Source organism: Nitriliruptor sp. (assembly GCF_040882075.1).
GTDB lineage: Bacteria > Actinomycetota > Nitriliruptoria > Nitriliruptorales > Nitriliruptoraceae > Nitriliruptor.
Map to the genome: position 1 here is coordinate 1 of NZ_JBBEBZ010000049.1, position 23,469 is coordinate 23,469.

20 protein-coding genes and 1 pseudogene are annotated in these 23,469 nt (G+C 72.0%); 2 read left to right on the top strand and 19 right to left on the bottom strand.

Annotated elements, in window-relative coordinates; genetic code table 11:
* Positions 1-238: pseudogene (locus tag WEB03_RS02505) on the top strand (hypothetical protein); the annotation flags it as partial.
* Positions 239-616: 378 nt separating this feature from the next.
* Here WEB03_RS02505 and aspS read toward each other — a convergent pair.
* The 3 genes from aspS to WEB03_RS02520 are packed head-to-tail and all read right to left on the bottom strand — an operon-like array spanning position 617 to position 4,614.
* Positions 617-2,461, bottom strand: coding sequence for an aspartate--tRNA ligase (aspS, locus tag WEB03_RS02510; RefSeq protein ID WP_368069393.1), 1,845 nt, complete (start codon positions 2,459-2,461; stop codon positions 617-619).
* Positions 2,462-2,514: 53 nt separating this feature from the next.
* Positions 2,515-3,837, bottom strand: coding sequence for a histidine--tRNA ligase (hisS, locus tag WEB03_RS02515; protein WP_368069394.1), 1,323 nt, complete (start codon positions 3,835-3,837; stop codon positions 2,515-2,517).
* Between the two features lie 42 nt (positions 3,838-3,879).
* On the bottom strand, positions 3,880-4,614 hold the full coding sequence (locus WEB03_RS02520) for an MBL fold metallo-hydrolase (protein WP_368069395.1): 735 nt from the start codon (positions 4,612-4,614) through the stop codon (positions 3,880-3,882).
* Positions 4,615-4,804: 190 nt separating this feature from the next.
* Between WEB03_RS02520 and WEB03_RS02525 the strand changes: the two genes are divergently transcribed.
* Positions 4,805-5,845 carry a zinc-dependent alcohol dehydrogenase family protein gene (locus WEB03_RS02525; protein WP_368069396.1) on the top strand — a complete coding sequence of 347 codons (1,041 nt, stop codon included), beginning with the start codon at positions 4,805-4,807 and terminating at the stop codon, positions 5,843-5,845.
* Positions 5,846-5,920: 75 nt separating this feature from the next.
* Here WEB03_RS02525 and WEB03_RS02530 read toward each other — a convergent pair whose 3' ends face one another.
* The 16 genes from WEB03_RS02530 to WEB03_RS02605 form a co-directional block, all read right to left on the bottom strand.
* Entirely contained in the window at positions 5,921-8,179 is a 2,259-nt protein-coding gene (locus tag WEB03_RS02530; protein ID WP_368069397.1) for a bifunctional (p)ppGpp synthetase/guanosine-3',5'-bis(diphosphate) 3'-pyrophosphohydrolase, read from the bottom strand.
* Positions 8,180-8,351: 172 nt separating this feature from the next.
* Positions 8,352-9,314, bottom strand: a complete 963-nt coding sequence (locus tag WEB03_RS02535) for a hypothetical protein (RefSeq protein WP_368069398.1) — start codon at positions 9,312-9,314, stop codon at positions 8,352-8,354.
* Positions 9,311-9,610 (bottom strand): preprotein translocase subunit YajC, encoded by a 300-nt coding sequence (gene yajC, locus WEB03_RS02540; RefSeq protein WP_368069399.1) that lies wholly within the window; start codon positions 9,608-9,610, stop codon positions 9,311-9,313. The genes WEB03_RS02535 and yajC overlap by 4 nt, the downstream gene beginning before the upstream one ends.
* Positions 9,611-9,701: 91 nt before the next feature.
* Positions 9,702-10,748, bottom strand: coding sequence for a Holliday junction branch migration DNA helicase RuvB (ruvB, locus tag WEB03_RS02545; RefSeq protein ID WP_368069400.1), 1,047 nt, complete (start codon positions 10,746-10,748; stop codon positions 9,702-9,704).
* Positions 10,745-11,344, bottom strand: coding sequence for a Holliday junction branch migration protein RuvA (gene ruvA / locus WEB03_RS02550; RefSeq protein ID WP_368069401.1), 600 nt, complete (start codon positions 11,342-11,344; stop codon positions 10,745-10,747). Before ruvA ends, ruvB begins: the two co-directional genes overlap by 4 nt.
* Positions 11,341-11,964 carry a crossover junction endodeoxyribonuclease RuvC gene (gene ruvC, locus WEB03_RS02555; protein WP_368069402.1) on the bottom strand — a complete coding sequence of 208 codons (624 nt, stop codon included), beginning with the start codon at positions 11,962-11,964 and terminating at the stop codon, positions 11,341-11,343. Before ruvC ends, ruvA begins: the two co-directional genes overlap by 4 nt.
* Before the next feature lie 95 nt (positions 11,965-12,059).
* Positions 12,060-12,821, bottom strand: coding sequence for a YebC/PmpR family DNA-binding transcriptional regulator (locus WEB03_RS02560; protein ID WP_368069403.1), 762 nt, complete (start codon positions 12,819-12,821; stop codon positions 12,060-12,062).
* Between the two features lie 72 nt (positions 12,822-12,893).
* Positions 12,894-14,954: a transglycosylase domain-containing protein gene (locus WEB03_RS02565; protein WP_368069404.1), complete on the bottom strand. Its 2,061-nt coding sequence runs from the start codon at positions 14,952-14,954 to the stop codon at positions 12,894-12,896.
* Positions 14,955-15,062: 108 nt separating this feature from the next.
* Positions 15,063-16,865, bottom strand: a complete 1,803-nt coding sequence (locus WEB03_RS02570) for an amidohydrolase family protein (RefSeq protein ID WP_368069405.1) — start codon at positions 16,863-16,865, stop codon at positions 15,063-15,065.
* A gap of 261 nt (positions 16,866-17,126) precedes the next feature.
* Positions 17,127-17,405, bottom strand: coding sequence for a hypothetical protein (locus tag WEB03_RS02575; protein ID WP_368069406.1), 279 nt, complete (start codon positions 17,403-17,405; stop codon positions 17,127-17,129).
* A 2-nt stretch (positions 17,406-17,407) separates the two neighbouring features.
* Positions 17,408-18,016: a pyridoxal 5'-phosphate synthase glutaminase subunit PdxT gene (gene pdxT, locus WEB03_RS02580; RefSeq protein WP_368069407.1), complete on the bottom strand. Its 609-nt coding sequence runs from the start codon at positions 18,014-18,016 to the stop codon at positions 17,408-17,410.
* Positions 18,017-18,099: 83 nt separating this feature from the next.
* A complete protein-coding gene (gene pdxS, locus WEB03_RS02585; RefSeq protein WP_368069408.1) occupies positions 18,100-19,011 on the bottom strand; it encodes a pyridoxal 5'-phosphate synthase lyase subunit PdxS in 912 nt (303 codons plus the stop codon).
* Between the two features lie 126 nt (positions 19,012-19,137).
* A complete protein-coding gene (locus WEB03_RS02590; RefSeq protein ID WP_368069409.1) occupies positions 19,138-20,241 on the bottom strand; it encodes a DUF3048 domain-containing protein in 1,104 nt (367 codons plus the stop codon).
* 147 nt (positions 20,242-20,388) lie between these two features.
* On the bottom strand, positions 20,389-21,516 hold the full coding sequence (locus tag WEB03_RS02595) for a glycosyltransferase family 4 protein (RefSeq protein ID WP_368069410.1): 1,128 nt from the start codon (positions 21,514-21,516) through the stop codon (positions 20,389-20,391).
* The gene (locus WEB03_RS02600; protein WP_368069411.1) at positions 21,513-22,586 is read right to left on the bottom strand and encodes a phosphatidylinositol mannoside acyltransferase; all 1,074 of its coding nucleotides are present in this window, start codon (positions 22,584-22,586) and stop codon (positions 21,513-21,515) included. The genes WEB03_RS02595 and WEB03_RS02600 overlap by 4 nt, the downstream gene beginning before the upstream one ends.
* Positions 22,583-23,389 (bottom strand): CDP-alcohol phosphatidyltransferase family protein, encoded by an 807-nt coding sequence (locus tag WEB03_RS02605; RefSeq protein WP_368069412.1) that lies wholly within the window; start codon positions 23,387-23,389, stop codon positions 22,583-22,585. Before WEB03_RS02605 ends, WEB03_RS02600 begins: the two co-directional genes overlap by 4 nt.
* Between the last annotated feature and the right edge of the window lie 80 nt (positions 23,390-23,469).

Consider the following 23,469-nt stretch of genomic DNA (forward strand, 5'->3'; position numbering starts at 1 on the left):
CCGCCGCCACCACACCCTCGTACACCGCCGCGGCTGGCACCAGACCCTCGACCCCCACGGGACCTACCGGCTCCGCCGCCGCGGCCGGACCTGGACCACCCAGCCCCGCCACGACCAGCAGCTCCCACCACCACCACGACACGACCTCACCGACACCGTCCCCCGCGCCGGCCCCGCGTCGACCGGTTCCGATCCGCCGGCCGTGAGCCTCCCGGTCGGACCACCGCTCCCCTTCTGACCCACCGTCCACGGACCACGCTGCCCGTCGCGTCCCATGGCCTCATCCCGCGCCTAGCGCGTCGCACGCCTCACCCCGCCGACCACCGGTCGCGCGGGGTGGAGGCGCGTACCTCGTGCGGGCGTTCGTAGCTCTTCACCGCCCGCCCTCGCGCGCCCTCGCGCGCCGTGGTCCAGGCACCGAGCGTCCTCGTCGACCCGTCGAACCAGCCGAGGTGAGCCCCGACGGGGGCTCGGCAGGCGCCGCCTGCACACCGCGGTGACGAGCGGACGGGGATGCGTCAGGGCCCAGCGCCGCGTTCGCGCGGCCGAAGCTGTAGCGGGGTGCTCGTGTGGCGTCAGCGCCACGTCAGCACCCCGCTACGGAGAACGGCCGGCGTCAGTCCTTGACGGGCTTCGGGAGCAGGCGGAGGCCGACGTCGCGGAGCGCCGCCTCATCGTGCGGGGCGGGGGCGTCGGTCATCGGGTCGGCGCCCGACTGGGTCTTCGGGAACGCGATGACCTCGCGGATCGAGTCCTCGCCGCAGATCAGCATCACCAGGCGGTCGAGGCCCGGGGCGATCCCGCAGTGCGGGGGCACGCCGTACCGGAAGCCGCGGAGCAGGAACCCGAACTTGTCCTCGGCGGCCTCGTCGGAGATGCCGAGGAAGCGGAACACCCGGCGCTGCAGCTCGGCGTCGTGGATACGGACGGACCCCGACGCGAGCTCGACGCCGTTCAGCACGATGTCGTACGCGCGGGTGGTCGCCTCGCCCGGGCGCTGTTCGAAGTCGTCGAGGAACTCCGGCGCCGGCGCGGTGAACGGGTGGTGGTTCGGCACCCAGCCGGCGGAGTTCGCGGCGGTCGGGTCGTCGGACTCGGCCGCCGGGTCGAACATCGGCGGTTCGACGACCCAGACGAACTCCCAGCGCCCGGATCCGCTCCCGCCCTCCCCGATCAACCCGCGTTCCTCAGCCAGGGCGCCCCGGAGCGCCCCCATCAGCTGCCGCGCGAAGCGGGTCGGACCGGCTCCGAAGAAGACCGCGTCGCCGACGTTGGCCTCGGTCTCGGCGAGCAGACCCGCCACCTCGGCGTCGGACATGAACTTGGTCAGCGGGCTCCGCAACGTCGGGGTGTCCCCCTCGCCGGGCTCCACGACGCCCCAGGCCAGGCCCTTGGCGCCACGACGCTTGGCCCACTCGGTCCACTCGTCGAACTGCTTGCGGGTCAGATCGCCACCGCCCGGGAGCGCGACCGCGATGACCGACCCGCCATCGTCGAGGACGCCCTTGAACACACCCACCTCGGTGTCGGCGAAGACCCCGCCGAGGTCGGCGAGCTCCATCCCGAAGCGCAGGTCGGGCTTGTCCGACCCGAAGCGGCGCATCGACTCGGAGAAGGTGATGCGCGGGAACGGGGTGTGGAGCGGCTCACCCAGGACCTCGTCCCAGATCTCGACGAACATCTCCTCCATGAGCGAGTAGATGTCCTCCTCGTCACCGAAGGAGAGCTCGAGGTCGAGCTGAGTGAACTCGGGCTGCCGGTCGGCCCGCAGGTTCTCGTCCCGGAAGCAGCGGGCGATCTGGTAGTAGCGCTCGATGCCGGCGACCATCAGCAGCTGCTTGAACAGCTGCGGGGACTGCGGCAGCGCGTAGGTCTCCCCCGGCTGGAGGCGGGACGGCACCAGGAAGTCGCGCGCGCCCTCGGGCGTCGGGCGGGTCAGCTGCGGGGTCTCGACGTCGAGGAAGCCGTTGCGCTCCATCACCCGTCGGATGATCGAGGTGGTGCGGGCGCGGACCTCGAGGTTGTGCAGCATCCGCGGGCGCCGCAGGTCCACGTAGCGGTGGACGAGCCGGAGCTCCTCGGACACGTCGATGCTGTCCTCGACCGGGAACGGCGGGGTCTCGGCGATCGACAGCACCTCGACGGAGGTGGCGGCGACCTCGACGTCACCGGAGGGGAGCTTGTCGTTGCGCATCCCCTCGGGCCGCATCCGGACCTCACCGGTGATCCGCAGCACCCACTCGGAGCGCACGCGGTGGGCGGCCTCGAGCGCGTCCGACGCGGTCGGATCGGCCACGACCTGGACGATGCCGGCGCGGTCGCGCAGGTCGAGGAAGGCCACGCCGCCGTGATCGCGACGGTTATCGACCCAACCGGCGATCGTGACGGTCTCGCCGGCGTGCTCGGCACGCAGGTCGCCGCCGGCGGCGGAGCGCATGGCGCCGTGGGGGGTGATGCTCACGTCGGGCTCGATGCTCGGTGGGACGGAAGGGTCGGGGCGGGTCGGACGCAGCTTCAGCGTCCGAGGATGGCCCCGAGGGAGGCAGGAAGCTCGCTCTCGGCGACGGTGGTCTGGTCGCCGGAGCGCAGGTCCTTGAGGGCGACCGTACCGGCGGCGCGTTCGTCGGCCCCGCGGATGACCGCCGTGCGGGCACCGCGACGGTCGGCACGCTTGAGCTGCTTGCCGAGCTTGCCGCCACCGACCTCGAGGTCGACCGAGAAGCCGGCGCCCCGTAGGCGCTGTGCCATCGCCACCGCGTCCGCCGCACCGTCCTCGTCCATGACGGTCACGACCACGTCGGGCGCGTCGAGATCGGCCGCCTCGTCGGCGGTTTCCTGCTGTTCGAGCAGGAGCAGGATCCGCTCGATACCGAGGCTGCCACCGGTGGCCGGCACGTCGTTCGACTGGAACATGCCGATCAGCCCGTCGTAGCGGCCACCCGCCGCGATCGTGACCGCCAGCGCGTCGTGCACCACCTCGAAGACCGGCCCGGTGTAGTACGACAACCCACGGGCGAGGACGGGCGCGTAGACCAGCTGCCCGCCCGGCACGTCGCCGGCGAGGTCGAGGACGCGGTCCACCTCGGCGAGCCCGGCGCGGCCACGGTCGGTGCCGGCCAGCCGGTCACGGACCGCAGCGTCGAGGTCGCCCGACCCGAGATCGTCGGCGATGGCGGTGACCACGTCGGTCGGTACATCACGCTCGCGGAGCTCGGCGGCCACGCCGTCCACGCCGATCTTGTCGAGCTTGTCGAGCGCGACGAGCACGTCGGTCTCGGCGGCATCGGGCAGGCCGTAGCTCTCGACGAGCCCGGCGAGCGCCTTCCGCGAGTTGAGCTGCACCCGGAACCCGGACAGGCCGAGCGAGTCGAGCACGTCGGCGACGGCCACGAGGGTCGCGGCGTCGGCCAGCAGCGAGTCCGAGCCGACGGTGTCGACATCGCACTGGAAGAACTCGCGGTAGCGCCCCTTGCCGGGACGGTCCGCCCGCCAGACCGGGGCGATGTGGTACCGCTTGAACGGCGTCGGCAGCTGCGATCCGTAGCGCGCCACGACGCGGGCGAGCGGCACGGTCAGGTCGTAGCGGAGCGCGAGATCGGCGTCGCCGGAGGCCTCGTGTTCACCGCGGCGCAGGATCTTGAAGATCAGCTGGTCGCCCTCCTCGCCGTACTTGCCGGTGAGGACCTCGAGCCGTTCGAACGCCGGGGTGTCCAGCGGGGCGAACCCGTGCCGGCGGAAGACGTCGCGGATGGTGGCGAAGGCGCGCTCGCGCCGAGCGACCTCGGCGGGCAGGAAGTCGCGGGTGCCGGAGGGCGGGTTGGCGTCGATGGTGGCCACGGGGACCTCGAGGTGGTGGAGGGAGCGACGGACGGCGGCGTCTCAGCCGTGGCGGGCGATCGCCTGGTGCAGGAACGGGTTGGAGGCTCGCTCGCGCCCGACAGTGGTGTCCGGTCCGTGGCCGCTGAGGATGAGGGTGTCGTCACCGAGTGGCACCACGGTCTCGACCAGCGAGCGCAGCAAGCGGTCGCCGTCGCCGCGGGGGAAGTCGCTGCGGCCCACCGACCCCGCGAAGATCAGGTCGCCCGAGAACAGCACCTGGTCGGTGGCCACGTCGGCATCGCCGAGCGCGAAGCTCACGGGCACGTCCCCGAAGCTGCGGCCGAGGTAGGTCACGTGGCCGGGAGTGTGGCCCGGGTTGTGGTGGACCCGGTAGGTGGTCCCGGCGAGCGTGACGTCGTCGCCGTCCGCCACGTCGCGCAGGTGGTCGGTCGGCGGGTCCCACGTCAGCCCGAACTGCTGCTGGAGCAGCTCGGGTGGGGCACCGAACGCGGCGGCCGGGTCGTCCCAGATCCACCGGTCGTCGGGGTGGAGCAGGACGGGGACGTCGAGCTCACGCGCGAGCTGCGGGACACCCCAGACGTGGTCGAGGTGCCCGTGGGTGAGGGCGATCGCTTCACAGGTCACCCCCGCCTGGCTGAGCAGCTGCGGGACGGCCTCCTCGGCCCCCTCCCCCGGGTCGACGACGATGGCGGTACCCGCCGCCCGATCGCCCACGACGAAGCAGTTGGTCTGCCACCGCCCGAGCGGCACGCCGAGCACGAACCGATCGGTCACGGGCGCTGCTCCTTCGAGGTTCTCGTCACGACGTCCGCGAGGCTAGCGGGAGCCTCGCAACGCCCTCCCGACGGGACCTCCTCCTCTGGCCGCAGCTGCCCCGATGAACCAGGCTCGACGCAACACCCCCCGGGAGCCGGTGGGTGCCCGTGACCGCGCCGACCGTGCGCGCCACGGCAGGAGGCACGACGTGAAGGCCATCGTCTACCACGGCCCCGGCGACAAGCGCTGGGAAGAGGTCCCCGACCCGAAGCTCATCGACGACACCGACGCGATCGTCCGCGTCGACGCCGTCACCATCTGCGGCACCGACCTGCACATCCTGAAGGGCGACGTGCCCACGGTCACCGAGGGCCGCATCCTCGGCCACGAGGCCGTCGGCACGGTCGATCAGGTCGGTGCCGGCGTCAAGAACGTCGCGGTCGGCGACCGTGTGCTCGTGTCCTGCATCACCGCCTGTGGCCGGTGCGACTACTGCCGGACCGGCAGCTACAGCCAGTGCCTCGGCGGTGGCGGGTGGATCCTCGGTCACACCATCGACGGCACCCAGGCCGAGCTGGTCCGTGTCCCGTTCGCTGACACCTCGACCCACCCGGTCCCCGACGGGGTCGCCGACGAGCAGCTGCTCATGCTCGCCGACATCCTCCCGACGGGCTTCGAGGTGGGCGTGCTCAACGGCCAGGTCCAGCCGGGTGCGGTCGTCGCCGTCGTCGGCGCTGGCCCGATCGGTCTGTCGGCGATGCAGGGTTCGCAGCTGTTCGGTCCGAGCCGGATCATCGCGATCGACCTCGAGCCACAGCGTCTCGAGGCGGCCAAGAAGTTCGGTGCGGACGTCACGATCAACAACCGGCTCGAGGATCCGGTCGCGGAGGTGATGGCGCTCACCGACGGGCTCGGCGCGGACGTCGTCATCGAGGCGGTCGGCTACCCCGCGACCTTCGAGCTGTGCACGGAACTGGTGCGGCCCGGTGGCCGAGTCGCCAACGTCGGTGTCCACGGCGAGCCGGCGACGCTGCACCTCGAGAAGCTCTGGATCAAGAACGTGACCATCACGACCGGTCTGGTCGATACATCCTCCACGCCGAAGCTGCTCAAGCTCATCGCCGCCGGACGTATCGACCCGTCGCCGTTCGTCACCCACCGCTTCGCGATGGCCGACTTCATCGACGCCTACGACGTGTTCGCCCGCGCGGGCGAGACGGGCGCGCTGAAGGTCGTGCTCACCCCGTGACACGCGGCGCGGTGCAGCCGGCCGCGCCGTCGCCGGAGGTCCGGACCCCACCGAACGGGGCGGTCCGGCCCCCGTTCAGGCGCGGGCACCGGCCTCGCTGCGCGTGCCGGTGCCGCTGCCGGTGCCGGCTCCCTTCGGGACCACGCGGTAGGCGTCGTAGACCCCCTCGACGCGGCGGACGCTGCGCAGCGCGTACTCGAGGTGGGTCGGGTCGCCGAGCTCGAAATGGAAGCGCAGGACCGCGACGCGATCCCGGCGTGTGGCCACCTGCGCCGAGGTGATGTTGATGTGCAGGTCGCCGAGGACGGCGGTGATGTCCCGCAGCAGGTGCTTGCGGTCGAACGCCTCGATCTGGACCTGCACGAGGAAGGTGGCGGTCTGCTCGCCGGACCAGCCGACGGGCACGAACCGGTCGTCCTCGCCGGCCCGGAGATCGGCGACGTTCGAACAGTCCTCGCGGTGGACCGACACGCCCCGCCCGCGGGTGACGAACCCGACGATGTCGTCGCCCGGCACCGGGGTGCAGCAACGGGCGAGCTTGACCAGCATGCTCGAGTCGCCCTCGACGGTGACGTCGTCGCCGGAGCCCTGACCGATCCGGATCGGCGCCGCCTGGGTCGGCAGGTCGGAGATCTCGGGCTCGGGCTCGACGACGTCGGTGAGCGCGGTGACCACCTGGGTGACGACCGTGCCGGGAGCGAGGTGGCCCTCGCCGACGGCTCGGAACAGCGCTTCGGTGCCCTTGTAGTTGAGCTCGGTGGCGGCGTCGGCCAGCTCGCCGGAGGCCATCACCCGGGCGTAGGTGATGCCCTTGCGGCGCAGGGCCCGGGTGATCGCGTCCCGGCCGCGACCGATCGCGTCCTCGCGCCGTTCGCGGTTGAAGTGGGCCCGGATCTTGGACTGGGCACGGGTCGATGCCGCCAGCTTGAGCCAGTCGCGGGACGGACCAGCGTCCTCGGCCTTGGAGGTCAGCACCTCGATGACGTCGCCGTTGACCAGCACGTGTTCGAGCGGGACGAGGCGGCCGTTGACGCGTGCGCCGATGCAGCGGTGGCCGACCTCGGTGTGGACCGCGTACGCGAAGTCGATCGGGGTGGCCCCGGCGGGCAACCCCATGACGTCACCCTTCGGGGTGAAGACGAACACCTCATCGGCGTACAGGTCGATCTTCAGCGACTCGAGGTAGTCACCCGGTTCGTCGACCTCGGCCTGCCACTCGAGGATCTGTTCGATCCACGGCAGCTCACCGGTGGTGTTGGCGTCCCCGGTGCTGTTGCCCCGAGCGCCGTCCTTGTACATCCAGTGCGCCGCGACACCGAACTCGGCGGTGTGGTGCATGGCCCGGGTACGGATCTGCACCTCGAGCGGCTGACCCTTCGGCCCGATCACCGCCGTGTGCAGCGACTGGTAGAGGTTGACCTTCGGCATCGCGATGTAGTCCTTGAAGCGGCCGGGGACCGGCCGCCAGGACGCGTGCAGCTGCCCGAGCACCGCGTAGCAGTCACGCACGGAGTTCACGATGACGCGCACCCCGACGAGGTCGTAGATCTCGTCGAACTCCTTGCCCCGCAGCACCATCTTCTCGTAGATCGAGAAGTAGTGCTTCGGACGGCCGGTGACGTCCCCGCGGACCTTCAGCTCCTTGAGCTGGTCGCGGATGGAGGTCATCACCTCCTCGATGTAGGCCTCGCGTTCGGGGTTGCGGTCCTCGACCATCGCCACGATCTCGTCGTAGCGCTTGGGGTGCAACGTCCGGAACCCGTGATCCTCGAGCCGCAGCTTGAACTGCTGCATACCGAGGCGGTGCGCCAGCGGCGCGTAGATGTCGAGCGTCTCCTGCGCGATCCGCTTCTGCTTGTCGCGCGGCATGTGCCCGATGGTCTCCATGTTGTGGAGACGGTCGGCGAGCTTGATGACCAGGACCCGGATGTCCTTGGCCATCGCCATGATCATCTTGCGGAGCGTCTCGGCCTGCTGCTCCTCCTTGGACTCGACCCGGATCCGGTCGAGCTTGGTCACCCCGTCGACGAGGTGGGCGACCTCAGCACCGAAGCCGGCGGTGATGTCGTCGAGCGAGGCGACGGTGTCCTCGACCACGTCGTGGAGGAGCGCGGCGACCAGGGTGGCGGTGCCGAGGCCGAGCTCGGCGAGCTCGGTGGCGACCGCGACCGGGTGGGTGATGTAGGCCTCACCCGAGCGGCGCGTCTGCCCCTCGTGCATCACGTGGGCGTACCGGTAGGCACGGACCACGTCCCGGACATCGGCCTTCCCCCCGGCGGCGCGGATGGCCTGGGCGAGCCCCTCGAGCTCGGCGGGGGTGTCGCCGCGGCGCACCAGCGGCAGGTTGGTCAGGACCCCCTTGACCCCGGTCGGACGCGCGGGCGGCAGCGGCGCGGACCGTGGTTCGCGCGCCGTGGGGGTGCCGGTCTCCGGTTCCGTCGCGATCCTCCGCTGTCCCCGGCCGTGTCACGGGCCAGGTTCGAGCGTACCGTCGGCCGGACGGCGCTCAGCCGACCGCGACGCCGTTCGCGGTGATCCGGAACTCGCACCCGAGGGTCCGGGCGGCGCGGCGGCACATGATCATCCGGTCGAGGAAGATCTCGAAGTACTCGAGGACCGTGGAGCGATCGGTGTCGAGCTCGAGCTCGAGGGTGATGGTCGCCGCGTCGCTGTCGACCCGCAGGAAGCTGTGGGTCACCGCGTCGTTGACGCGGTCGTGGATGTCGGCGGCCGTGTCGGCACCCTTGCGGACACGCGAACGGTGCACATCGGCCTTGTCGGCCAGGATCACGGCGGCACCGATCGGTCCGACCGACGATCCGTACTGCTCCTCGTGGTTGCCGACCGCGGACAGGACCACCCCGATCCGGTACGGGTCGACCTCGAGCCGGCGGAGCGCGTCGTAGGCGACCCACGCCGACGACAGACCGTGGTTCATCCGCGAGACCACGTTGCCGATGTCGTGCATGTAGCCCGAGACCGCGGCGAGCTCACACAGGTCGTCGTCGGCGCCGAGGTGGTGCAGGACGTTGTGGGCGATGCGGCCGACCAGGTTCGCGTGCCGGAACCCGTGCTCGGTGAAGCCCTGCGCGGCCAGGAACTGGTCCGACAGCTTCAGGAACGCCGACACGACCTCGTCGCTCTGCAGCGCGTGGAGGATGTCGGGGGACCCGTCCCCGGCCCGCCGCGTCGTGTCGAGCGCGACCTCCCGAGCCTCAACGAGGACGTCCGCCGCGTTGATGCCACGGACGATGGCGGCCTCCGCCGAGCCGGTGATGGCGCTGAGCGGGTCGGCCAGCTGGTCGGCCTCATCGGCGCGGCCGCGCATGGCAGCGAGGTCCGCGGGCGAGCGCGGGTCATCCTCGTTGCGCGCCGCTGCGGCGTCGTCGACCGACGACGAGGTGTCCCGGTCCCGCTCGGCCGCGGCCGGGTCGGAACGTTCGAGGTCCTCGTCGCCGGGTGCGGTCACGCGGTGGTCTCGTCGTCGACGACCGCGACCTCCTCACGGACGACGCGGGCGAGCGACGTGCGCTCGACGCGCAGCACGACGCCCTTGTCGCCGGTGACGTCGAGGTCCATCCAGGTGTCGGACAGATCGATCACCTCGCCGTGGAGGCCACCGACGGTGACCACGTCGTCGCCGACGCCCAGGGAGCCGACCATGGCCTGGTGCTGCTTCTGCCGCTTCTGCTGGGGGCGGATGAGCACCATGTAGAGGACCACGAGGAAGATGAGCGGGAGCGCGAGCGAGCCGACGTTGTCCACGTCGAACGACCTTTCGGTACGGGGCTGTTTGGCCTCCAACCCTACCCGTGTGAGCGGAGGCGGCCGGCCGCGCCTCGGACCGGGTCAGCGGTCAGACGGGGTCGGCATCCTCGAGCGGCAGCGCCCACGCTCCGGGTCCCGGCAGCGTGAGGCCGAGGTGGGCGTAGCTGCCCGGCGTGGCGGTGCGGCCCCGCGGGGTGCGCTGGATCAGCCCGCTACGGAGCAGGAAGGGCTCGACCGCCGTCTCGACGGTCTCCGGTTCCTCACCCACGCTGATCGCCAGCGTCGCCAACCCGACCGGTCCCCCACCGAAGTTGCCGCAGAGGGCCTCGAGCACCCGCCGGTCGAGTCGGTCGAGGCCGAGCTCATCGACGTCGAAGACGGCCAGCGCTGCGCGGGCGACGGTCCGGTCGACGCGTCCCTCCCCCTCGACCTCGGCGAAGTCGCGCACGCGCCGCAGCAGCCGGTTGGCGATGCGTGGGGTGCCGCGGGACCGGTGGGCGATCTCGGCGCCACCCTCGGCATCGATGTCGACACCGAGGAGGTCCGCGGACCGGCGCACGATGCGTTCGAGCTCGGGCGGGTCGTAGTGCTCGAGCTGGGCCGAGAACCCGAACCGGTCACGCAGCGGGGAGGACAGCAGCCCGGTCCGGGTGGTCGCCCCGACGAGCGTGAACGGTGGCAGGTCCAGCCGGATGGAACGCGCACCGGGGCCCTTGCCGACGACGATGTCGAGCTTCAGGTCCTCCATGGCCGGGTAGAGCACCTCCTCGACCTGGCGAGCGAGCCGGTGGATCTCGTCGACGAACAGCACGTCGCCGGGTTCGAGCCCGGTCAGGATCGCGGCGAGGTCGCCGGGGCGTTCGATGGCGGGCCCGGACGTGGTCCGCAGGTGCGCCCCGACCTCGGCGGCCACGATCGCGGCCAAGGTGGTCTTGCCGAGCCCCGGCGAGCCCGACAGCAGCACGTGATCGGCAGCCTGGCCGCGCTGCTTGGCGCCGAGCAGGACCAGCTCGAGCTGGCGCCGGACGCGGTCCTGACCGACGAACTCGGCCAGGGACTGCGGTCGCAGGGACGCTTCGACCCGGTCCTCCCCCGGGAGGACAGCGGGTTCCACCAGGTCGTCGCGCTCGGTCACGCCGCCCCCGTCCCGATGGTGCGCAGCGCCCGCCGCAGCAGGTCGGACACGTCGTCCCCGGTCCCGACCAGCGTGGCCAGCACCGGCTGGACCTCGGCCGAGGAGTACCCGAGCGCGAGCAGGCCGTCGCGGACCTCGGTCAACGCATCCGACGCTTGGACCTCACCGGCGCCCGCCACCCCGACGAGGGGTGCACCGACGCCGCCGACCTTGTCCTTGAGCTCGAGCACGAGCCGTTCGGCACCCTTGCGACCGACCCCCGGCACCTGCGTGAGGGTGTCGAGGTCGCCCGCCGCGATGGCCGTGCGCAGCACGTCCGGCCGGTGCGTCGACAGGTAGGCGAGGGCGAGCTTCGGACCGACGCCGGAGGCGGTCAGCAACAGCTCGAACAGCTGGATGGAGCCGCGCTCGGTGGCGCCGTAGAGGGTCATCGAGTCCTCGCGGACCTGCAGCGAGGTGTGCAGGACGATCTCCTGCCCGCGGGCGGGGACGCTGTCCGACGGCGCGACGTGGACGAGGTAGCCGACGCCGGCCACGTCGACGACGACGGACCCGGCATCACGGGCGGCGACGGTGCCGCGCAGGTGGCTGATCACGTTCCGGTCCTCCTGGCGCGGTCGGCGAGCACGGCTTCCCACCCACCTCGGCGGGCGCGATCCGCCGACGCGGCGGCCTCGACCAGCGCCGTCGCCGCGGGGGTCGCGGCGGTCAGCGCGCTGACGCGGGAGCGGGCGAGGTGGGTGAGCGCCACCGCGAGGGCGTCGGCGACGTCCGGGGGGCCGGGGATGGTGGCGACGCGGAGCTGGGCGGCGACCATGCGTCCGACGGCGCGCTTGTCGGCGGTCCCCGATCCGGTGACGGTCAGCTTGATCTCGTTGGGGCTGTAGGGGTGCACGGTCAGACCAGCGCGGGCGGCGGCGAGCAGCGCGACCCCTGCGGCCTGCCCGGTGGGCATCGCGGTCCGCACGTTGACCGAGAACAGCACGCGCTCGACGGCGACGGCGTCGGGTCGGTGCCGGTCGATCGCCGCAGCGACCGCGTCGTGCACCGCCAGCAGACGCTGCTCGTGCGGGAGACCCGGCGGCGTGCGCACGCAGATGGCGTCGACCAGGACCGGCCGTGAGGCCGGACCGGTGATGACCCCGATCCCGCAACGCGTCAGCCCGGGGTCGACCCCGAGCACGGTCGCCGGCGGCGACGGTGGGTTGGCGGACACGCGAGCTCCTGGTCGGAGGTGGTGCGGACCGAACACGCGTTCGTCACGCTACCAGCCACCGACAGCGGGGCCGAGGACCCCGGACACGGTCGCGGTCAGGCGTCCTCGAGCTCGTCGATGAGCTCGTCGGGGATGTCGAAGTTGGCGTAGACGTCCTGGACGTCGTCGTTGTCGTCGAGGTCGTCGAGCAGCCGCAGGACCTTGCGGGCCTCCCCCACCTCGGCGATGGGCACCGTCGTGGCGGGGACCATCGTCGAACCGGACTCCTGCACCTTGAAACCGGCGCCCTCGAGCGCAGATCGCAGATCGGCGGCGTCGCTCGGGTCACACCAGGCGGTGTAGGTGTCGGGATCAGACTCGAGGTCCTCCATGCCGGCGTCGAGCCCGACCAGCATCACCTCGTCCTCGTCCACGCCGTCCTTGCCCAGCACCACGCGACCACGGCGGGTGAACTGGAAGGCGACCGACCCCGGCTCAGCGAGGCTGCCCCCGGCCTTGGTGAAGGCGCTCCGGACGTCCGCGGCGGTCCGGTTGCGGTTGTCGGTCAGCACGTCGACGAGCACCGCGATCCCCCCGGGCGCGTACCCCTCGTACTGGGCCGGTTCGTAGGCCGCCGCACCCTCGAGCTCGCCGGCGCCGCGCTTGCACGCGCGCTCGATCGTGTCCTTCGGGACCTCGGCGTCCTTGGCCTTCTGGACCGCCAGCGCGAGCGAGGGCGACGACTCGACGTCGGCCGTGCCCGCCCCGCGGGCCGCGACCTCGATCTGTCGGATCAGCTTGGCCCACTGCTTGCCGCGGCGGGCGTCCTTGGCCGCCTTCTTGTGCTTGATCGTGGACCACTTGCTGTGGCCGGACATCGCAGGTCTCCCGGATCGGTGCTCGCGCCAGGCCGGGCGCACGGAAGCCGCGAGCCTACCGCCCGAAGGTTCTCAGCTGGCAGCGTCCGCGACGTAGTCGGCCCAGATGCTGGCCGGCACCGAGCCACCCGTGACGTTGTTGTAGTAGCGGCCGTCGATGCGGATGTCCTCCATCGGCCGCGGGGTCTCGAAGCCGACCCACGCGGAATGGGTGAGGTCACCCGCCGAGCCGACGAACCAGGCGTCCACCGAGCTGTTGGTCGTCCCGGTCTTGCCGAACACGCCACCGCCGACGCGGTTGCCCACGGAGGGCGCGGTCCCGCTCGGCGACACCGGGCCGCGCAGGATCGCTCGCATCTGCGAGGCGGTGGACCCGTCGACGATCCGCTCGCAGCGAGGTTCGTGCTGGTACAGCACCTGGCCATCGCGGTCGAGGACCCGCTCGATCACGTAGGGCTCGCACAGCACGCCGTCGTTCGCCCACGTCCCGTACCCGAGCACCATCCCGAGCGGGAAGATGTCCGCCGAACCGAGGGCGATGGAGCAGTCCACCGGGCCGAAGGTGTCGAGGGTCCCGCCGCGGAGCCCGTGCTGGATCGCGAGGTCGGCGATGCGTTCGACCCCGACGTCGCGGGCGAGCTTGATGAAGTAGGTGTTGACCGAACGCCGCATCGCTTCGGCGAGGTCGACCTCGCCCGCATCGCTGCCGCCGTAGTTCGAGGGCTCCCAGTCGTCGTCCTCGCCACCGCAACCGGGGATGAGCTCGCCCGACGGTGCGTCGTAGACCAGTGGCTCGTTCTCGTCGACCTCGCCGTCATCGTCGTCGCCATCGCCGTCGCTGTCCGGCCGCGGGTCCTCGACCGGGATCTGGTCGAACCCGTCCTCGAGCGCGGCGGCCGCGACGAACGGCTTGAACGCCGACCCCGGCTGGCGGCCGGACCCGCCACCCCACGGGACGGCGGGGTTGGTCGTGGTCAGCGTGCAGGGCTCCTCCTGGTCCGGGTCGCACTGGCCGTACTCCTGCGGGCCGAGCGCGAACGCGCGGACGGCACCGCTGGCGTGCTCGAGGCTGATGAGCGAGCTCATGGGATCGCTGGCCGGGTCGGTGAGCTGTTCGCGGATGGCGGTCTCGGCGGCGGCGGTCAGGCCACGGTCGAGGGTCGTCTCGATCCGCAGGCCGCCGGCGAACAACGCATCGATCCGATCGTCGACGCTCTCGCCCACCGCCTCCTGCAGGCCCGGTTGCAGCGCCGCGTTCGCGTCGTAGATCAGGCGCTTGACCGTGTCGATCCAGAACGGCTCGCCGAAGTCGCGGTTGCGCAGGTTGAGCGCGATCTCGCCGGCCATCGCCGCGTCGGCCTGACCCCGAGTGATCCGGTCCTGGTCGAGCATCTGGCGGATCACGACGTCGCGGCGCTGACGGGCGACGTCGGGCGCGACGACCGCGTTCGTCGCCGCCGGTGCCTGGATCGTCCCGGCCAGGAGCGCCGCCTCGGCGACGTCGAGCTCGTCGAGCGGCTTGGAGAAGTAGTGGTCCGCAGCGGTCCCGAACCCGTAGACCCCCTCGCCGAGGTAGACGGCGTTGAGGTAGCCCCCGAGGATCTTCTCCTTCGAGTCCCGCTTCTCGAGCTCGACGGCGAGCAGCACCTCGTGGATCTTGCGCTCGATGGTCTGGTCCGGCGTGAGCAGCGTCATCTTCACGTACTGCTGGGTGATGGTCGAGGCGCCCTCGGCGATGCCGCCCGCCGCGAGGTTGCGGCCCGCGGCGCGGACCATCGATCCGTGTTCGACACCGCTGTGGTCGAAGAAGCCGGAGTCCTCGGTGGCGAGCACCGCGTCGATCACGACCTGCGGGATCTGCTCGTAGGCGACGGGCTCGCGTCGGATCTCACCGGCGAGCTCGGCGATCCGCGCGCCATCGCGGTCGTGCACCGTGGACAGCTGCGCGGCGACCGGCAGCTCGTCGGGCAGCGGCGGCGCGTCGAGCAGGGTGGTCTCGACCGCTTCGACCGTCGAGGTCCCGACGAGCACGACCGGGACGAACGGCATGGCCAGCAGCGCGGCCGTCGCCACGATCACGACCACCGCCGCGACGAGGCGGGCGAGGGCGTTGAGGAGCGCGGAGGAGGACACGCTCACAGCATCGCGGGCCGCGCTCGACCGTGCGGGCCCCCGACGTGACCCTCCGTCCGTAGCGCTTCAAGGTCAGCGTGACCGGTCGGGTCAGCGTGACCGGTCGGGTCAGCGCGCCACGAGCGGTCGGTCGATCGGGCGACGCAGCTGACCCATGGCGACCTCACCCAGCCCGGCGCCCGGTGCATCGTCCTGCCAGGCGACGTGGCCACCGACCAGCACCGTGCGGACCGCACCTTCGTTGCGACGCACGTAGCGCTGCAGGCCGGGGAAGCCCGCCATCGGTGCCTCGTGGATGGCTTCGAGCCGGTCATCGAGCTGGGTCGGGTCGACCACCACCAGGTCCGCGGGGCGACCCGGCGCGAGCGTCCCCCCGTCGACGCCGAGGTAGTCGGCGATCTCGGCGGTGAGCCGGTGCACGGCGCGACCCGTGCTCATGAACGGCTGACCCTCGAGCTCCGCGTCGCGGACCAGCTTCAGCATCCGCAGGCCGAAGTTGTAGAAGGCCATGTTGCGCAGGTGCGCGCCGGCGTCCGAGAAGCCGATGAGCACGGCGGGGTGGTCGACCACCCACCGCAGCGCTGCCGTCCGGTCGTTGGCGATGACCGTGTACCACCGCAGCTTGTTGCCGTGCTCGGCCTGGAGGTCGAGGAAGCAGTCGATCGGGTCGTCGCCCCGTTCGCGGGCGATGTCGCCGAAGGTGCGTCCGACCACGTTCCGCTCGGGGCAGTCGATGATCCGCGACTCGTCGAGATCGCGGTGGTAGGCGCGACCGGGGAAGAACGCGCGCCACTGCTTGCGGAACGTGGCGCGGAACTCGGGGTCGCGGAGCAGGTCGGCGCGCTTCTGGCCGTCGATCTCGTGCAGCGCCGACGTCCCGGCGCCGAACTCCTCGATGACGGGCACCTCCATCCCGTCGACGAACATGTCGAACGGCGTCGGCAGGGACTGGAAGCGCAGGTCCGCGCCGAAGACCTCGTTGGCGAGCCGAGCGAGCGCGCCGGCGGTGTGCCGGATCGTGCGGTCGGCTTTCAGGTCGGCGAGCGAGATGATCATGGTCCGCAGCGGGGGTCGCCGGCCGATCGGCATCGACTCCCACAGGAACATCGCGACGTTGATCTTCGTGGACACGTCCGGCACGCCCTGCCACACCGCCCCGTAGCGGCGCAGGACCCGGTTGAGGAACCGGAACTCGTCCCAGTTCGCGAACACCGACGGGGTCGGGCGGCTGCGGAAGCGGTCCCCGTCCATCTTGTCCCACGGCAGGGTGTTGATGGACAGGCCGAGGTAGCCGGCTTCGAGCGCACCGCGCAGGAGCCGACCCATCCCGAGCAGCTCGTCGCGGGTGGGCTTGACGTGCTCTGACAGCGATCGTTCCAGCCCCATCGCGTGGGCACGGATCGTCGAGTGCCCGAGCATCGCGGTGACGTTCGGTCCGAGCGGCAACGAGGCGAGGTGATCGAGGTACTCGGCCGGCGAGTCCCACGTCACGGCGCGTTCGAGGACCGGCAGCACGAGCTCGCGCGGGATCCCCTCGACGCGACAGAACATGTCGGCCATGTCGACCGGGTCACCGACGGCCATCGACAACCCACACGAACCGATCAGCGCGGTGGTGATGCCGTGACGCACCGATTCGTCGAGGCTCGGGGAGACCTCGAGTTCGGCGTCGTAGTGGGTGTGGAGGTCGACGAACCCGGGGGTGACCCAGCAGCCGCCGGCGTCGATCTCGGTGGCGCCGGCGACGGTCGTGCCGGGGGCGACGATGCCCTCGACGACCCCGTCCCGGGTCACGACGTCGGCGAGGACGCCGTCCCCGCCCTGGCCATCGAAGACCGTGCCACCGCGGACGACCTGTGGTGTCGGTGTGCGCCGTTCGGCTCCGGCACGGGCGACGGTGGACGCGCTCACGATGGCTCCTCGGACGGTGCGACCTTCCCCCGGTCGCGGACCTGCGGACACCGTACCGAGAGCCCGGTGCCCACGGAACGTTCCGGTCCGATGCGTTCCACTGCCCGGCCCCTCCTCACCTACCGGTAGACCCAGAGGGGCACCCCTGCCCCCTCCCGCCGACCGGTAGGCACCCGACGGCGACCGGGGTCATCTACCGGTAGACCCCGAGGGGCACCCCTGCCCCTCCTGGCCTACCGGTAGGCCAGAGGGGCGACCGGGTCAGGGGTGGCGGCGGGCGGCCGTCACGGCCCGCCAGCGGGTGACGCCGGCGTGGATCACCGTGACCACGCCCACCACGAGGGCGCCGGCGGTGGCGCCGCGGATCAGGAGCAGCACGACCACCAGCGTCCCGAGCCACGGGACCAGGGGCGCCAGGCCGCGCACCCGTCCACCCCGGACCGCGGTTTCGTGTCGGGTGGCGACGGTCGTGGCGACGGCCAGTGCGGCGATCCCGAGGCCGAGTGCGAGCGCCACCAGCTCGACACGGACGGTCGACACGTTCAGCCCGTCACGCGGCGGAGCGAGCCGACGAACGCGGCGTGGAGGCGGTCGTCACCGGTGAGCTCCGGGTGGAACGCCGCGGCCCAGACGTGGCCCTGCCGCACCAGCACCGGCCCGAGCTCGACCTCGGCGAGGACCTCGACATCCTCGGCGCGAACCTCGGTGACGACCGGTGCGCGGATGAACGAGACATCCACCGGCGGCTCCCCGAGCTCGGGGACCGTCAGCTCGACGTCGAACGACTCGCGCTGGCGCCCGAACGCGTTCCGCCGCACCTGCACGTCCAGCACGCCGATCAGGGGCTGCGGCCGGTCCTGGTCGAGCGAGGTAGCGAGGAGGATCATCCCGGCGCAGGTCCCGAGCACCGGCATGCCCGCCCGGACGCGGTCCCGGACGGGGTCGAGCAGGTCGAAGACCTCGAGCAGCCGGCCGATGGTCGTCGACTCACCGCCGGGGAGCACCAGCGCGTCGACCGCGTCGAGCTGCCCGCGCGTCCGCACCTCGCGGGCGTCGGCTCCGACGCGGCGGAGCGCACGGAGGTGCTCGAGAACGTCACCTTGGAGGGCGAGGACGCCGACGACCGGGGCTCCCTCCGCGGGGGTGGCCACCGGGTCACGACCGGCGAGCCGCTCCCCCGGTGTCCACCGCGGGTGGGGCGCGCCGGTGTGGGCGGCGGCGGGTGTGGCTCCGCTCACCAGCCGCGGTCGGCGTACCGCTGCTCGGCCGGCAGCTGCGAGATGTCGATACCGACCATCGGCTCGCCGAGGCCGCGCGAGACCTTGGCGATGACGGCCGGGTCCTCGAAGTGCGTCGTGGCCTCGACGATGGCGCGGGCCCGTGCGGCGGGGTCGCCGGACTTGAAGATGCCGGAGCCGACGAAGACGCCGTCGGCGCCGAGCTGCATCATGAAGGCGGCGTCCGCCGGGGTGGCGATCCCGCCGGCGGTGAACAGCACGACCGGGAGACGGCCGGTCTCGGCGACCTCGCGCACCAGCTCGACGGGAGCGCGGTGCTCCTTGGCGGCCGCGTACAGCTCGGTCTCATCCATGGTCGACAGGCGGCGGACCTCGCCGGCGATCGAGCGCATGTGGCGAGTCGCCTCGACGACGTTGCCGGTGCCCGCCTCGCCCTTGGAGCGGATCATCGCGGCGCCCTCGGCGATGCGGCGGAGCGCTTCGCCGAGGTTGGTCGCGCCACACACGAACGGGACGTCGAAGCGCCACTTGTCGATGTGGTGGGCCTCGTCGGCAGGGGTGAGGACCTCGGATTCGTCGACGTAGTCGACACCGAGGGACTGCAGCACCTGTGCCTCGACGATGTGGCCGATGCGTGCCTTGGCCATGACCGGGATCGACACGGCGTCGATGATCCCGTCGATCATGTCCGGGTCGCTCATCCGCGCGACTCCACCGTCGCGGCGGATGTCGGCGGGGACGCGCTCGAGCGCCATGACGGCGACCGCCCCGGCCTCCTCGGCGACGCGCGCCTGGTCCGGGGTCACGACGTCCATGATGACGCCGCCCTTGAGCATGTCGGCGAGGCCGCGCTTGACGCGGTCGCTACCGGTGCGGGCGGACGGGGAAGCGGCGGTGGCGTCGCTCACGGGACGACTCCTGTGGTGTGCCGAGGTGCGTCGAACGGGACGCGGGACGGGTCGAGGACGAGCGTACCGACGCGGACGCCCGGACCGGTCCGCCAGAGGGCGGAACCGTGCGTCGGTGGTCGGCGGTCACATCCCGGCGACGACCTCGCTGCTCGGGAGGTGGATCCAGGTGGGTCCGGGCTTGAGCTGGAACGGTTCCCCGCCGGGACCGAGGAGCTCGAGCGGCTGATCGGCGGCGGTCTTGCGCCACCGGGCGTCGAACCGCTGGCCATCCCGGAGGATGATCGCCACGTCCTCGCCGATCACGTCGGTCTCGGAGTAGGGAGCACCGTTGGTGTCGCAGCAGCCGTCGGTGTAGTGACGGGTGGCGAGGACGACGACGTTGGCGGCACCGATCCGCCCGGATCCGGTCACGGTCGAGGCCTGACCGTTCTGGTCGCGCCGGTACAGCTCAGCGGCAGCGTCGTAGGTCCAACCGGTCCGGTTCGAGCGCGACATCGGAACCGTGATGCTCGCGCCGGGGTCGGTGCACCCCGTGCTGTCGGCGGCGCACGCGAGCGCGCCGTCGGGAGCTTCATCGGCGAACGCCCACGGTGCTACCGAGAACGGACCGGCGCCCCGCTCGATCCCCGCGGCCAGGACCTCGGCGGGGCGGATGAAGACGTTGTGCGGCGGGCGGCGGTCGGAGACGCGGCGTACGCCGGGTGCCCCCTCCTCGAGGAGGACCATCGGCGAGGCACGCAACATCCCCTGCACCTGGGCTCGGGCGCCCGAGTAGACGAACACGGACTCGCCGAAACCCGAGCCGATGGCGACGTCGACGGGCCGCCCCGAGCGGACGGGGCCGACGTCATCGGGCAGGTCGCTGTGCAAGATCGCGATGAACCGCGTCACGCCACCCTCGACGAGCTCCTCGAGCACGACATCGGCGTGGTCGAGGCCGGCCTGGGGACGGGCCTGGGGCGAGTTCTCGACCTTGGTGATCAGCACCGGACGTTCCGCGAGGACCGCGGCGCCCTCGTCCGTCAGCAGCGTCCCGCTGAGCGGCGCGCGGGCCGTCGGTTCGGGCTCGGGCTCGGGCTCCGCTTCAGGTTCAGGTTCAGGTTCCTCGGCGGGCGTCTCGCTCGCCACCGGAGGAGGCGGAGCCGGGTCCTCGCCCCGGCAACCGGCGAGCAGGAGCGGACCGACGAGCGCCGCGGTGACGACGCGGCGCGGCAGCGGGAGACGCACGAGGGACCTCGCGGGTGGGGAGCGCGACGGGGGGGAGCGCGACGGGGGGGAGCGCGACGGGCGTGACCGTACCGGCCGTGGCCGTTCGGACAGCCCAAGCGCTGCGCCGGTCGTCCCGGACGAGGTCCGGTCGTGTCCCGGACGAGGTCAGGGCGCGACAGCCTCGCCGTACGCATCGGCGACCTGTTCGGCCACGCGAGCCCAGTCGAACGCGTCCACCGTCCGGCGGCCGTCCGCGGCCATCGCGCTGCGCAGCGACGGGTTGTCGAGCAACGTGCCGATAGCGGTCGCCAGGGCCGCGGGATCGCCCGGTGGTACGAGCCGCCCCTGTCGCCCGTCGGTGGCCACGCTCCGGTAGCCGGGGATGTTCGAAGCGACGATCGCTCGCCCCGCCGCCATCGCCTCGAGCAGCACGATCCCGAAGGATTCGCCACCGAGGGACGGCGCCACGTAGAGGTCGCACGAGGCGTAGAAGCGCGGGAGCTCGTCGTGATCGACGCGGCCGAGGAACGACACGTCCGAGCGCAGCCGCGCCGGGAGGAGCTCCTGGCAGCGGTCCCGCTCCGGACCGTCACCCACCACGAGCAGACGGAGCTCCGGGCGATCGGTCTTGAGGCGGGTGAAGGCGCGGATCAGCGGCTCGAGCCCCTTGCGCCGCTCGAGTCGGCCGACGAACAGCAGGGTGGGGCGTTCGGGGTCGATCAGCTCCGGGAACGGCTCGGCTCCGGAGAACCGGGCGACGTCGACGCCGTTCGGCACGATGCGGAACCGCGAGGTCGGCCAGCCGAGCGCCCCCGCGTGGTACGCGGCCGCGGCGTCGCTCACCGCGAGGCGCACCGCCAGCCGGTCAGCGACCCGTCGCGCGACCGGACGCCCGGCTCGGTACAGCCGCGACGCGTCCGACCACGCGTGGAAGGTCCCGACGACCGGTGCGACATCGGTGGTCGCCGCGGCGAGCCCGGCCCACGGCACGAGCGGTTCGTGGACGTGGATCACGTCCGGGGCGAGATCGGCGAGCGCGCGCCTGGTGGTCCGTGCGGCCACGGGCGACAGCGCGATCGGAGCGACCGAACCGTTGAACCGCACGGGGAGGTGACGACCGAGGTGGACCACGTGGTCCGGGCCGGCCACGGTGCCACCTCGAGACGGCGCCCCGGGACCGAGGGTGGTGACCTCGTGGCCGCGATCACGGAGGGCGGCAGCCAGCGCCTCGACGTGGGCCTGCACGCCGCCCGGCACGCTCAGCGCGTAGGGCGAGACGATGGCGACCTTCACGCCTCAGCCTCCGGCGGGGTGTCGGAAGGGTCCTGCGGTGCGAGCTCAGCGGCGCCGCTCGGCCGTCGTCGTTCGGCCCACTCGGTCCGCGCCAGCGACCGCCAGTCCTCACCGCGCTGCCAGGCCGCGACCACCGGGTGGTCGGGTTCGCGGTCGGCCAACCAGTTGCGCACGAACACGTGCCACTGATCGGGGTAGCGCTCGATCAGCTTCTCGAGCTCGGCCGCGACCTCCTGCGTGCCGTCGTAGACGTCCAGCTCCGCCACCTCGATGGGCGCGTGGACCACACCGCGGAACCCGTCGCCCTCGGTCAGGAACGCGCCGATGCACACCGGACGGCCGGTCCGGCGCGCGAGCGCCGCCGTCCCTGGTGGCAGGCGGCAGGGCTCGCCGAAGAACTCGACGATGGGGCCTTTCCTCGTTAGGTCGCGGTCCGCCAGCAGGGTGGCCAGCGCACCTTCGTCGGTGATCCGTGCCTCGAGCCGGTCGAGCATGTCACCACCGCGCACGAGCGGGATGACGTCGATCCCGGCCGCGCGGCGCAGCTCGACGAACCGTTCGAACAGTCGGCGGGGTTCGACGACCTCGGCGACCACGACCATCCCCCACCGCCGCTGGCTGGTGAAGAACGCGCCGACGTCCCACGAACCGAGGTGGCCCGTGGCGAAGATCCCGCCCCGGCCGGAGTCCCGGAACGCGTCGACGTGGTGCAGCCCCTCGCCGGTGGACGCGGCGACGACCTCGTCCCCGTCCATGGTGTGCAGGCGGAAGCTGTCGAGCCAGTACCGGGCGTAGGACACGTAGGCGTCGCGGACCAGCCGGTCGAGGTCGCGGTCGCTGAGGTGCCCGCGGGTGACACGGTCGAGGTTGCGACGGACCTGTTCGCGCTGGGCGTCCGAGGCGAAGCGGTACCACAGCGCGCCGACCCGCCCGGGCACACGTCGAGCGAGCCGGTCCGGTAGCCGCGCGGCGGCCTCCCAGACCGACCGGTACTGCCAGTAGACCGCCTTCTGTCCGAGGGACTCGTCGGGCGGCGGTGGCAGATCCTCGAGCGACGCGGCCTGCCTCACGGGCGACGTCCCACGTTCGGATGCGTGGACGCATCGGTGTCGGCTGGCGGCAGCGGCGACGGCTCGGACAATTCCGGGGACACGTCGTCACGATCGTCGGAGGTGTGCTCGTCCAGCGCCCCGTCGAAGTTCCGCTCGCCGTAGAAGCGGCGGGCGGCGGCCTTGAACGCCCGGCTCCAGGCCCGGTCGTGGAGGGTGAGCGCCACGATCTCCTCGGGCAGGTCACGGTCGATCTGGCACCAGACGTGGTGGATGCGCTGGATGACGGTCACCGCCGACCCGACCGCCAGGATCCACAGGACCGGTTCCAGCAGCCAGCGGTGGAACACGAGCGCGAACATCAGCAGCACGGCCCGCTCGGCCCGTTCGAGGATGCCGACGCTGCAGACCAGGTCGATCGACTCGGCCTTGGCGCGCACGTACGAGGTCACCTCGGCACCGACCAACGCGGTCACCGCCAGCAGGAACAGACGCGGCTGGTCGGCGACCCACCACGCCACGCCGGCCAGGATCACTCCATCCGAGATCCGGTCGCTGACCGAGTCGTAGAACCCGCCGAACGGCGTGGACCGTCCGGAGGCCCGTGCGACCGCCCCGTCGAAGGTGTCCATCAGCCCGCCGGCGACCAGGATCCACCCGCCGGCCAGCGGATGGTCGTTGGCCACCGACCACGCCGCCACGAAGGTCAGGATGATGCCGAAGGTGGTGATCCAGTTCGGCGTCAGCCCGGTCCGGGCGATGCCACGACCGATCGGCGAGGTGACAGCCTCGACGTACTCGGGGAAGCGCGAACGGAGGGCCACGAGCCTCGACCTGGGAGTGGTGATGGTGCCCGCACGGTAGCCGTCGCAGCCTGATCGACGCCGCTGCTCGCGTGTGCGCG

What these genes read in the sequence shown, in the direction of transcription:
- WEB03_RS02560 (WP_368069403.1), bottom strand. Translation starts at nt 12,821, where the DNA reads ATGTCCGGCCACAGCAAGTGGTCCACGATCAAGCACAAGAAGGCGGCC.